General features: G+C 43.9%; 10 protein-coding genes. All 10 read left to right on the top strand.

Annotation, left to right across the window (positions count from 1 at the left end):
- Nucleotides 1-2,049 (top strand): methionine--tRNA ligase, encoded by a 2,049-nt coding sequence (metG, locus tag L4D09_RS00930; RefSeq protein WP_428455608.1) that lies wholly within the window; start codon nucleotides 1-3, stop codon nucleotides 2,047-2,049.
- 582 nt (nucleotides 2,050-2,631) lie between these two features.
- Nucleotides 2,632-3,996, top strand: coding sequence for a V-type ATP synthase subunit B (locus L4D09_RS00935; RefSeq protein ID WP_428455609.1), 1,365 nt, complete (start codon nucleotides 2,632-2,634; stop codon nucleotides 3,994-3,996).
- A gap of 3 nt (nucleotides 3,997-3,999) precedes the next feature.
- Complete coding sequence (locus L4D09_RS00940) at nucleotides 4,000-4,623, top strand: V-type ATP synthase subunit D (RefSeq protein ID WP_428455610.1); 624 nt, start codon at nucleotides 4,000-4,002, stop codon at nucleotides 4,621-4,623.
- On the top strand, nucleotides 4,620-6,425 hold the full coding sequence (locus tag L4D09_RS00945) for a V-type ATP synthase subunit I (RefSeq protein WP_428455611.1): 1,806 nt from the start codon (nucleotides 4,620-4,622) through the stop codon (nucleotides 6,423-6,425). Before L4D09_RS00940 ends, L4D09_RS00945 begins: the two co-directional genes overlap by 4 nt.
- A gap of 3 nt (nucleotides 6,426-6,428) precedes the next feature.
- Nucleotides 6,429-6,878: an ATP synthase subunit C gene (locus L4D09_RS00950; protein WP_428455612.1), complete on the top strand. Its 450-nt coding sequence runs from the start codon at nucleotides 6,429-6,431 to the stop codon at nucleotides 6,876-6,878.
- A 10-nt stretch (nucleotides 6,879-6,888) separates the two neighbouring features.
- Nucleotides 6,889-7,569, top strand: coding sequence for a hypothetical protein (locus L4D09_RS00955; RefSeq protein ID WP_428455613.1), 681 nt, complete (start codon nucleotides 6,889-6,891; stop codon nucleotides 7,567-7,569).
- 45 nt (nucleotides 7,570-7,614) lie between these two features.
- Complete coding sequence (locus L4D09_RS00960) at nucleotides 7,615-8,295, top strand: DUF2764 family protein (RefSeq protein WP_428455614.1); 681 nt, start codon at nucleotides 7,615-7,617, stop codon at nucleotides 8,293-8,295.
- Nucleotides 8,296-8,329: 34 nt separating this feature from the next.
- Nucleotides 8,330-10,153, top strand: a complete 1,824-nt coding sequence (locus L4D09_RS00965; RefSeq protein ID WP_428455615.1) for a V-type ATP synthase subunit A — start codon at nucleotides 8,330-8,332, stop codon at nucleotides 10,151-10,153.
- 553 nt (nucleotides 10,154-10,706) lie between these two features.
- Nucleotides 10,707-12,026, top strand: coding sequence for a dicarboxylate/amino acid:cation symporter (locus L4D09_RS00970; RefSeq protein ID WP_428455616.1), 1,320 nt, complete (start codon nucleotides 10,707-10,709; stop codon nucleotides 12,024-12,026).
- Between the two features lie 228 nt (nucleotides 12,027-12,254).
- Entirely contained in the window at nucleotides 12,255-13,127 is an 873-nt protein-coding gene (locus L4D09_RS00975; RefSeq protein WP_428455617.1) for a hypothetical protein, read from the top strand.
- Nucleotides 13,128-13,177 lie beyond the last annotated feature (50 nt).

Here is a 13,177-nt window from a genome sequence, read left to right on the forward strand (position 1 = left end):
ATGGCTGCAAATCCAAGAAAAATTCTGGTGACCTGCGCCCTGCCGTACGCTAACGGTTCTATCCACTTGGGCCACATGCTTGAGCATGTGCAAGCGGATATTTGGGTGCGCTATCAGCGCCTTCGCGGCAACGAAGTTCATTTCATCTGTGCAGACGATGCACACGGTACTCCAATCATGCTTAAGGCCCAGCAGATGGGTATGGATCCTGAGCAGATGATTGCCGAAGTGAGCAAAGAGCACCAGGCTGACTTTGCTGGCTTCGATATTAGCTTTGACAACTACCACAGCACACATTCAGACGAGAACCGTGAGCTTGCGTCGTTCGTTTATACTCAGCTAAAAGATAAAGGCTTTATTACTAGCCGCACCATTTCTCAGCTGTTTGACCCTGAGAAAGAAATGTTCCTGCCTGACCGCTTTGTAAAAGGCACATGTCCGAAGTGTAAATCTGAAGACCAGTACGGTGACAACTGTGACAACTGTGGTGAAACCTACAGCCCAACTGAGTTGATCAACCCGAAATCTGCCGTTTCAGGGTCAACACCTGTAATGAAAGATTCAGAGCACTTCTTCTTCGATTTACCTCAATTTGAAGACATGCTTAAAGAGTGGACCCGATCAGGTGCACTTCAAGACGAAACTGCAAACAAAATGCAGGAATGGTTTGAATCCGGTCTACAGCAGTGGGATATCTCACGTGATGCGCCATATTTTGGTTTTGAGATCCCAGGTGAAACAGGCAAATACTTCTACGTATGGCTTGATGCACCAATCGGCTACATGGGCTCATTCAAGAACCTATGTGACAAGCGTGATGATCTAGACTTCGACGAATTCTGGAACAAAGATAGCTCAACAGAGCTTTACCATTTCATCGGTAAAGATATCGTCTACTTCCACAGCCTATTCTGGCCTGCGATGCTAGATGGTGCTGGTTTACGTAAGCCAAACAACGTATTTGTGCACGGCTATGTGACAGTAAACGGCGCAAAAATGTCTAAGTCTAAAGGTACGTTCATTAAAGCGGGCACTTACCTTCAGCACCTAGACCCTGAATGTCTACGTTACTACTACGCAGCGAAACTGAATAACCGCATCGATGATCTTGACCTTAACCTTGAAGATTTCACTCAGCGTGTAAACAGCGATGTTGTGAATAAGATCGTTAACCTTGCATCACGTAATGCAGGCTTCATTGCTAAGCGTTTCGACGGCAAGCTGGCAGATAACTTTGCTGAGCCTGAGCTATACGCTGAATTTACCAGTGCTGCTGACCGTATCGCTGAGCTTTTTGAAAACCGTGAATACAGCCGTGCTATCCGTGAAATCACTGCGTTGGCTGACAAAGCAAACCAATACGTTGATGAAAAAGCACCGTGGGTTGTTGCGAAGCAAGAAGGTAAAGATCAGGAGCTACAAGAGATCTGCTCTGTCGGTATCAACCTGTTCCGCGTTCTTATGACGTACCTGAAACCAGTTATGCCTCAGCTAGCTGAGCGTACTGAAGGCTTCCTAAACGAGACGCTAACGTGGGAAGCTATTGCGACCCCGCTTACTGGTCACGAAGTAACTAAATTCAAAGCACTGTTCAACCGTATCGATCCTAAGCACGTTGCTGCAATGGTAGAAACATCTAAAGAAGATGCTGCGGTAGAACTAGCAGCGAAAGCGCAAGCTGAAGCGGCGACAAAAGGCCCATTGGACGATGAGCCAATTGAAGCCGAAATCGAATTCGACGATTTTGCTAAAGTTGACATGCGTATCGCTAAAATTGTCTCTTGTGAAGAAGTGCCAAAAGCCAACAAGCTACTGAAGTTCCAGTTGGACATCGGTGGTGAAATGCGTCAGGTATTCTCAGGTATCAAATCAGCTTACACACCTGAAGAGCTTATCGGCAAGCACACTGTAATGGTTGCCAACCTTAAGCCACGTAAGATGAAGTTTGGCATGTCTGAAGGCATGATCCTAGCTGCTGGCCCTGGTGGCAAAGATCTTTGGATCCTTGAACCACACGAAGGCGCACAGCCTGGTATGCGAGTAATGTAATACACCTTCGCAAGTCAGTTCTTAAAGCCAGTCATCTCGACTGGCTTTTTTTATGCCCATTATCGCCACAAGACATAAAACCACGAAAAAACCAAACCTCGCTACATTTCATTAACATAAAAGTCATTTACGTTTTTTACATATGTTAAATGTCTAAAAATTAGTGATTTCTTACTTTTCAATTTTGAAAAGTACCAATCGAGTCGCAAAAACAAAATAATTTTACAGAACGCAACAAAGTAAAAACCAACATAAAACACAACTTATTTAATTAAAATCAATAGGTTGAATAATAAATTCAAAAAGACACACCAATATTACCTTAATCAATACCCCTATTTAATCCGATGAATAGTATCGACTTTACCGATGTGACAGAAATCATTTATTACAAAAAATCACAGACTGAAACAACTAGCTGATACCAAATGCATGTGAGAAGCATAGTCTTAGCAACTGTGCTTTGAACTGAAACCTCACCTTGGAAAGGTAAGCAGTTTAAAAGCGTATGAAATAATGAAAAATTGCGTTAAGCACTTTCATTAAAAAACTCTTTTTTTGGGCAGTTATCAAGGTATTGTAATGCCACAGAGTCTATTACGTTATACCAATATACTCAGTATTGTTGGTGATTTAATCCGGGTAGAAGTACCCAACTTATCTTCAAGTAATGCGAAAGCCAAATATGGCGATCTCGCAATGATTGAGCAAAACGGTGAAAACCATTCACTCGCTCAAATCATCAAAATTGATAATGAAGAAGTTTCATTACAGGTATTTTCAGGCTGTAAAGGCCTTTCGACTAACGCTGCTGTTTGCTTCTTAGACCAGCCGATGCAGGTGACGTACTCGCCTAACGTGTTAGGCCGTATCTTTAATGGTGCAGGTCAACCTATCGACAAAGGTCCGGAGCTAGAACACGATCCGAAAGTTGAAATCGATGGCCCATCCGTTAACCCTGTGCGTCGTACCCTTGCATCGCGCATGGTTCGCACAAATGTACCGATGATCGATGTATTCAACACACTCGTTGAATCGCAAAAAATTCCTGTCTTCTCTGTCGCGGGTGAACCGTATAACAAATTCATGGCACGTGTTGCCATCCAAGCAGAAGCTGATGTTGTCGTCTTTGCTGGTATGGGTTTGATTTACGATGATTACCACTTCTTCAAAACTCAATTCGAAGAAGCAGGCGTATCTTCACGTACCGTCATGTTTGTTAACCAAGCCTCAGACCCAACGGTAGAGCGTATACTCGCTCCCGATATGGCACTGTCAGTCGCTGAACATTTCGCGGTTGAAGAAGGCAAGAAAGTACTGGTTCTGCTCACTGACATGACCTCTTACGCAGATGCGATGAAAGAGATCGGTGTATCAATGGATAAAATCCCATCTAACCGTGGTTACATGGGTGATCTTTATTCTCAGTTAGCAAAGCGCTATGAGAAAGCCTGTGACTACAAAGGTGCAGGATCTGTAACCCTTCTTGCGGTTACAACAATGCCAGGTAACGATGTTACCCACCCAGTGCCTGATAACACGGGCTATATCACCGAAGGTCAATTCTACCTTCATGATGGTGTAATCGACCCATTCGGCTCTCTTTCTCGCCTTAAGCAGATGGTTGTGGGTAAGAAGACTCGCGAAGACCATGGTGCGTTAATGGATGCGCTGATTCGCTTGTATTCTGAAGCTGTTGAAGCGAAACAAAAAGAAGCCATGGCTTTCGAACTCTCTGAATATGACCATAAAACGCTTAAGTATGGTGATCTATTCAAGAATAACTTCATGTCACTTGACGTTGATATGTCTTTGGAAGATGCGCTCGACTTTGGCTGGAAAATCCTTGCTGACTGCTTTGATCCAGAAGAAACGCTGATTAAAGACAGTTTGCTAGATAAATACTGGCCTACGAATCAGTCTGCTGAACAAGCAGCGGAGGCATAAGCCATGGCAAAGGTAGCACTCAATAAAAGCGCGTTAAACCAACAAAAACGTAGCTTGAAAACATATAACCGCTACCTGCCTGCGTTAGAGCTGAAGCGTCAACAACTAATGATTGAGCGTAAAAAAGCCGAAAAAGCATTAAACGAAGCGAAGCAACGTGTTGCTGATCTCCGAAAAATTGTTGAAGAAACAATTCCGATGCTGGCCTGTAAAGAGATTAGCGTTAACAACTTAATTAAAGTGAATAACGTGACGCTTGATACGCAAAATATTGTTGGTTGTCGTGTGCCAATTATCAAAGATATTGATCTTGAATTGACACCGTACAGCTTCTTAGCTCGCCCACATTGGGTTGATAGTGTTGTTCGCCAACTGAAAGAGATGGTTCGTTTACGTGTTGAACTGTCTGTCTTTCAAAAACGCTATGAATTGATCAGTCACGCAACTCGCGTTACTAGTCAGCGTGTGAATTTATTCTCTAAAGTTCTGATCCCTGAAACAAAAGAGAATATTCGCCGTATCGGGATCTACTTATCAGATCAAGATCGTGCTGCTGTAATGAATGCGAAACTGTCGAAACAAAAAGTGTTAGCGCAGCAAGCTAAAACGCAGGGAGGCCAAGCATGAGTATTAAACGTCTAAAACGTCTAACCCTAGGTGGTCAAGCGTCTCGTCGTGAAGAAACCCTCATGGCTCTGCAGGCACTCGGCTGCATGCATTTGATTCCACTTAGTGAAGATAATGCACAAGCAAACCGTGCCCTCGCGATGCAACAGCCAACTGATGCCAGTGAAGCACTAGCTTGGCTTAGCCGCGTAGAACGTCGCCGCCGTTCAGTGACCGATAAAACCTTGGTTGATATCGATGAGCTGGTCGCACAGATTTTGCAAAACAAGCAGGCAATACGCCAGCAGCAAGACAAGCGCGACATGTACAAAGAACGTATGCAGCTCTTGCGTCCATGGGGGGAGTTTACACTACCTCAATTGGACAGCATTAACGGTCTACGTTTTTGGTTCTACGTTATGCCACTAAAGCAAATTGATTTGCTTCGTGACGTAGAAACACCGTGGCAAGAAATCCATCGTGATCAGAAAAGCGCATTCATTGTGCTGGTCTCTGAAAATGAGCCTGATGAACCTGCTATGCCAGTCGAACGTTCACACGTTGGTCATAATAGCTTGTCTGAAGTTCATGAATTAATTGAAATTTCAGAGCAGCACTTAGAAGACCTTTATGCTGAGCGGGAAGCTTTGACTCGCTGGGTCTACCCATTGAGCCAATCATTAGCAGCAAGCCAAGATCACGCTGAATTATTGTTAGCCTCTTCTGGCGTACAAGATGAAGGCGACTTTTTCTTAGTTCAAGGTTGGATGCCAGCCGATCAAGAAGAGACCGTGATTGAGCTTGCAGAAGTCTACGGCAGCGCCGTGCTGTTTGAAGAACCAAAAGCGGAAGACGAGCCTCCAACATTGTTAGAGAACTCCGATCTTACGGGTGGCGGTTCAGAAGCAATGAGCTTCTTCCAAACCCCGAACTACCGAGCGTGGGACCCAGGTAACTTGGTGTTCTATTCATTCGCATTGTTCTTCGCAATGATCATGAATGACGTTATGTATAGTGCCATTTTCGGCCTGATTATCTTGTTCTTCAAAGACAAGTTAACCGCGTCGAACGAAGGTAGCCGCTTAATGAACCTCGGCCTGTTTATGTCAGGGATAGGTATCGTTTGGGGTGCACTTTCAGGGAGTTACTTTGGGGTTAGCCCCAGTGACGGTAGCTTCTTGGGCTTCTTTAACATCATCGATATGAACAACTATGCTGCCATGATGAAACTCTCGGTATTCATAGGGGTTATGCATCTTGTTATTGCTAACGTAATGACCGCCTATATCAACCGTCCGCATAAACGTGCATTAGCCCCTCTTGGTTGGGCGGCGCTAATGTTTGGTGGCATGTTGGTATGGTTTGGCATGACAGGCACAGTATGGACATGGTTTGGTAAGTACTTAGGTGGCTTAGTCATGCTCGGCGGTGCAGGCATGGTTTGCGTCTACAGCAGTGAGCGCGAAGTTAACAGTAAAAAAGACTTACTGCTACGCATATTCGATGGTGCTAAAGCGATCTACAACATCACGAGTGCATTCGGTGACATCCTCAGCTATATGCGTCTATTCGCACTGGGTCTGTCAGGTGCATCACTGGCGATGACATTTAACTCACTAGCAGGACAAGTTGTTGAAGCCCAGCCCGTTTCAGGGGTGCTCTTCGGGGGTCTGATACTGCTGCTTGGCCATGTTCTTAACTTCGCACTTTGTATTATGAGTGGCGTGGTTCACGGCATGCGTCTAAATGTAATTGAATTTGTAAACTGGGGCCTCTCTGATGAAGGTTACCCGTTCAAAGCTTTTCGAAAGAAAGAGGATTAAAAAATGGAACAATTTGTTATCGCACTAGGTTGGTTAGGCGCATTCGCTCCAGTTGCACTTGGTGCTATCGGTTCAGCTATCGGCTGTTCAGTTGCAGGTCAAGCAGCTTGTGGCGCAATGCTAGATGTTGAATCAGGCTACGGTAAGTACATCGGCCTATCTGCGATGCCATCATCTCAGGTTATCTACGGTATCGTAATCATGTTCTCGCTTTCTGCTATTGGCGTAAGCCCAGAAACAGCTGGCGGCCTGTTCGGTATCGGTCTTATGACTGGTCTAGCACTACTTTTCTCGGCGGTATACCAGGGTCAAGCAGTATCAGCGGCAATCAATGCATCGAAGAACAAGCCTGAAGTATTCGGTCTGTCTATCGCACCAGCTGCAATCGTAGAAGGTTTCTCAGTATTTGCCTTCGTATTCGCGCTAGTAATGGGCTCGAACATCGGCGCTTAAGGAATAGACCATGACTGTAGAAAATCAAAACGCACCGGTATCTGCGGGTATCCAGCAACTGGTGGAAACACTGCGCCAGCAAGGCGTTGATGCGGGTAAAACATCGGCAGAGCAGATCATTGCAGAAGCACGAGAAGAAGCCTCAACACTGGTTGCTGAAGCACGTGATAAAGCGGGTAGTATTCTTGGCAATGCACGTAAAGAAGCTGACTTCATTACGATTGCAGGTCAACAGGCATTTGATATGGCAAAACGTAATGCCGTACTTGAGCTTAAAACGTTCCTACAAGATGAGTTTAGCAAGCAAATTCAAGCTACCGTTGGCAAAGAACTTACGGATGAAACATTGCTTAAGCAAATGATCATCGAAGTTGCAGGTCGTAATACCATTGAGTCTGAAGAAGCTGTTGATGTCGTTTTACCATCAAAAGTAGTTGGGGTTGACGAATTACGCTCAAATCCAGAAGAGATGACAGAAGGAAGCCTAATGTATTTCGCTGTAGCGCAAGCTGCTGAAATGCTTCGTGAAGGTGTATCGTTCAGCGTTGACGCTGATAACACCAATGCATTGGTATTCCGCCTGAAAGACAAAGATATTGAAATTGAGTTGTCTGAAGAAACTGTTACTCAAATGATGCTAAACCACCTGCAGCCACGTTTCCGTGCACTGCTGGAAGGCATTGTTAAATAAGACGGCTGAGGCAGGTTTACCTGCCTCTCCATCAAAGGAGCGAATATGTCGAATAAAGCATACCATGGTCTGCTGACTTCGCTACCGCACATCGATTCACTGTTTGATAGTAAAGTAACGCCAATTTCACGCTACCAGCTTGAACGTCGTTTAAGCGCATTGTCTTTCGATGAAAGAAAGACCCTAGACATGATTGAAAACCTCATGCACTGGGATCAAGGCAAAAATGATATTGAAGAAGCAGAACTAATCAAATTTGCAACGCGCGCACGCGATGCAGTGAACAGTAAGGTACTTCGTGACCTTATCGATTGGCGGTTAGATATGCGTACAGTGGTTGCCGCACTTCGTCGTAAAAAAGCAGGGGAGAAAGCCCCTTCTGAGCCACGTTGGAGCTTTGGTACCCGCTATGAATATATCCGTCGTAACTGGAATATTCCGTATTTTAATCTGCAGTTTACTTTTCCGTGGCTACCTGATGTCGCTCGGTACATGGAAAATGACCAAAGCCTAGAGCTTGAAAAAGAGCTACTTAATGCTGTTTGGCATGAGCTAGATCGCGCAGGTAGCAGCCAACGTTTCAGCTTTGAGGCTGTCGTGATTTATTTACTACGTTGGAACTTAGTCTCTCGCTGGACCACTTATAATAGTGAACTTGCGATTGAGCGATTCGACCAACTAGTCGAAGATGCACTGGGCGATTTCGCCAGTAATCTGCCAGATTAAGACAAATTAAACAGGTTGTTCAATGAGCACTGAAATGACTAATAAAACACCTACTGCACACGTTACTGCCGTTATTGGTGACACCCTAAAGATCCGTCTAAACCCTGAACTTAAGGGTGCACTGATCAAAAACGAAGTTGTTTACGTAATTCCAAACCGTAAACAAACCGAAGGTGCTGACGAACAGCTAATGGCTGAGGTTCTGCGTGTAAATGGTGATAGCGCTGATATCCAAGTCTATGAAGACACACGTGGTGTTGCTGTCGGCGATGCCGTTATCCAAAGCGGTGAAATGTTAACCGTAGATTTAGGGCCTGGGATCCTGTCTCAAATCTATGATGGCCTACAACAGCCGCTTGAGCGTTTAGCCCAAATCCACGGTAAATTTTTAAAACGTGGTATGCACGTTGACTCGCTAGACCTAACTGAAACTTGGGCATTCAACGCTAAAGTGCGTCAAGGTGATAAGTTACGTGCAGGTCAATCGCTAGGTAGCGTTCAAGAAGGCCGCTTCACTCACCAAATTATGGTGCCATTCCATATTAAAGGTGAAGTAGAGGTTACTTGGATTCAGGAAGGGAGCTTTACTGTTGATACAGTCATTGCGCATATTTCTGATTCAAAAGGCAAAGAGCACAAATTGACCATGGTCCAAAAATGGCCAGTACGTCAATCTATTGCCAATACCCTTTCTGTTGAAGGTAATACGACGCGTGAGTTCCCATCGGAGCCGCTAGTAACAACGACGCGTACTATCGATACCTTCTTCCCGATTGCCCGAGGCGGTACAGGCTGTGTGCCAGGGCCATTCGGTTCAGGTAAAACCGTACTTCAACACGGTATCTCTCGTTACTGTGACGCAGACATCGTAATCGTTGTTGCGTGCGGTGAGCGTGCGGGTGAAGTGGTAGAAACAATTGAAGAGTTCCCTCACCTGCCCGATCCTAAGCACGGTGGAACGCTAATCGACCGTACGGTTATCATCTGTAATACGTCGTCAATGCCTGTTGCTGCTCGTGAAGCATCTATCTATACCGGTTTGACGCTAGGTGAGTACTACCGTCAGATGGGCTATAACGTGTTGGTGTTAGCTGATTCAACTTCACGTTGGGCACAAGCAATGCGTGAAACATCGAACCGTCTGGAAGAGATCCCTGGTGAAGAAGGTTTCCCTGCATACCTTGATTCATCAATTAAAGGTGTTTACGAACGCTGTGGTGTGATCAACAACGAAGATGGCGAAAACGGCTCATTGACAATGATTGGTTCAGTATCACCAGCCGGTGGTAACTTTGAAGAGCCAGTTACACAGTCAACGCTAAGTACGGTCAAAACGTTCCTAGGTCTATCTTACGAGCGTGCTTATAAGCGTTTCTATCCGGCGATCGACCCGTTAATTTCATGGTCTCGTTACCTTGACCAGCTTGAGCCTTGGTATGCTGAACACATCAGTCCTGAGTGGGTTCCTACGATCAAAGAGATGAAGAAGCTTATCGTAACTGGTGATAGCATTGGTAAAATGATGCAGGTGACGGGTGAAGAAGGTATATCTATTGATGATTACGTGACTTACCAGAAGGCACTACTTGTTGATATGGTTTACCTACAGCAAGATGCATTCGATGACGTTGATGCTTCATGCAGTTTCGAGCGTCAGCAATTCGTCTTTAACAAAGTTGTTCACATTACTCGTCAGAATTACAACTTCAACAATAAAGATGAAGCACGTAAGTTCTTCACAGGTATGACACGTTACTTCCGTAATTTCCACTTCGCGAAGGAAAATACGGCTGAATATAACGACTACATTCAACGTATTGATATGTTACTTGAAGATACGCTAAGCCCAGTGCTCTAACGACGGTAAAGTAGCACCCTATCACAGCCCGCATACCTGAAACTTTCAGCCGCGGGCTGCACACGCTTGCTATCATACGTACTCACCGATGAATAATTAAGTGCATCATTGCGACTTAATAGCTATACCTGCCAGCAATATCCGAAAATATATGCCTTAGATCTAATTATTTACCCAAAGGCAAGCATGTTAACTTATCAATTACACTTGATAACAACATAACTGTTATCAAACTGAAACACTACGAAAAACAATGTTAATGGTTGATTCTATCGTTAGCCTAAATATCTCACCAACTCGGTTTAAACGAAGCTTATTTTCGCTCAACACGAAACCATAGTAGAAAAAGCGAGCTATTATTACGTCACAAGTTAATTTATGGTTAAATTTCATGTTATCAGAACATCATTCTGTACTGAAAAGTGTGATCCGAAACATAGCTTTGACTTCGCAATAGCATTTTACTTCGCGTTAACACCTAAAGTGCTGTTAACCTGCTCCGCGCTCTGGTGAATGAATTACAGAGTGAATAATTATAAGGAGTGTTCTTTTAATGCAAACACAAAAGAAAAAAATGTCTCTTACTGGCCGCATAGTTCTCGGTATGGTATTGGGCATATTGACAGGATTCGCTATTCGCTCACTTTTTGCTGAAACTTCATTTGTATACGAATACATAGTGGATGGCCTGTTTGATGTTGGTGGTTCTATCTTTATCGCCAGCTTACAAATGCTCGTCGTACCACTTGTTTTTGTTTCGCTTGTGTGCGGAACAAGTACACTAAAAGATATCAGTACTCTTGGCCGCCTTGGTGGTAAGACCCTTGCTTTCTACATAACAACAACAGCAATTGCTATCACACTTGCACTGGTAATGGGTAATATCTTCCAGCCAGGAGCGGGTGCCGACCTTGCAGCAGCATCAAACTTTGCATCTAAAGAAGCACCATCTTTGGGCCAAGTTATCATCAACATGTTCCCAACTAACCCAATCAACTCAATGGCGCAAGGGAATACGTTACAAATTATCGTTTTTGCAATCTTGTTTGGTGTAGCGATCAGCGCAGCAGGTAAGCCTGGTGAGCGCATTGCGAGCATCTTTGCTGATTTAAACGATGTAATCATGAAGCTTGTTGCTTTATTGATGAACATTGCGCCATACGGTGTGTTCTTCTTGATGGCAAGATTGTTCACAGGTCTTGGTCTGGATGCGATTTTCAATCTATTCGGTTACTTCTTGGTTCTGTCTTGTACACTATTGCTTCATGGTTTTGTGGTATACGGCACCCTATTCAAAGTATTCACGGGTTTAAGCCCTAGAATCTTCCTGAAGAAAATGGAAGATGCGATTATGTTCGCTTTCTCAACGGCTTCTTCAAATGCCACTATCCCAGTGACCATGGAAACGGCAACAAAACGCTTAGGCGTTAAAAACCGTATTGCCTCTTTCACTGTACCGCTCGGTGCCACCATCAATATGGATGGTACAGCGATCATGCAAGGTGTTGCGACAGCCTTTATTGCACAAGCTTTCAATATTGATCTAACCATGGGTGATTACTTAATGGTAATTGCTACAGCAACGCTAGCTTCTGTTGGTACTGCTGGTGTTCCAGGTGTTGGCCTAATCATGCTAGCGATGGTTCTGAACCAGGTTGGCCTACCTGTTGAAGGTATCGCAATTATCATGGGTGTTGACCGCCTACTTGATATGATCCGTACTGCGGTTAACATTACTGGCGATAGCTGTGTGACATGTATTGTCGCGAAAACAGAAGGTGAGCTAGATGTTGAGCGTTTCAATGACCCGCATGCAGGTGAAAAAGAAGAAGAAATTCATCTTCACCCAACACCAAAGACAAATGCGTCATAACATAAACGTGATATAACGCTAAGATGGTAATAGAAAGGCTCTTCGGAGCCTTTTTTGCACCAATACCCTTCTATTTCGCACTGATATGGTGCGTGACTAAAAAGTCCTGCTCATAATCAATTTTAACGCATTGATTTTATGTAGATAAATACGAATTAACATAATGTGGTAACGGCATAACATTTGCTGGGGTTTCTCTATCGACCTTAATTGTGTCATGGAGGCCATATGTTCTATTTAATTATTTCCATTATCATCACAATCACGATCATTAGTGCTTGGGTTTATCATGTAAGGCTGCAACGTCATCAACTTAATAGCCGCTTCAATCAGATCATTGGCTTAAGACAGCTAATCCACTTACTTCGTTTTCACCGCCGCCAAACACATCATCAACTTTGCAATGCCCCCCATGCTCATCTGTATCAACCAGCCTTAGCTGAGTCAATGGCTATTCAATCTCTAATTCGTTCCTTACTAAGTCAAGCTGAGCATAACAATAAACCTATGTATCGCCTTTTAATGCAACAAATATCGAAACTACTCGATGAATGGCCGCACTATTCAATACAGCGTAATCAAACCATACATGGAAAGACCATTCGTCATGTGCTTTACCTCATTGACGACACAATTACACAAACACTAATTGCAGCAGATAAAGACACCATTTTTAAACAGTACCAATCCGTATGGCCAATAACACTCAATGCAATAGATAGCCTTAGCCGCTTCCGGTACACCATTCATTATTATTCGAATCATAGTGATAAAGATATTATGGAAAGAGAGCTTAATCTGCACCTGAAAATATTACATCGGCGGCTAAAGCAAATTGCCATACCCTATACAGAAGTGATTGAACTGCAAATACTCGAAGAGCTAACAGCGCAATTTAACCAAATTGACTTACGGCATCCAGAGACTATCAAAGTAGAAAGTGAACTGTATTTATTTTCTTTACAAGTTTCAGATGTGCTGTTCCAGTTTTATGACCATGTCTTAAGCGAAATAGGTAGGGAATTATCGATAAAGATGCCAGCAGTAACCATGCATGAAGAACAGGAAGGGAAAAAGGTTATTCACCTTTTAACCCGCTAAATCGCATTTTAACATAAAGCAATTTAGCGGGCTTTTTAACAGCTATGTGA

Source organism: Photobacterium makurazakiensis (genome assembly GCF_050336715.1).
GTDB classification, from domain to species: Bacteria; Pseudomonadota; Gammaproteobacteria; order Enterobacterales; family Vibrionaceae; genus Photobacterium; species Photobacterium makurazakiensis.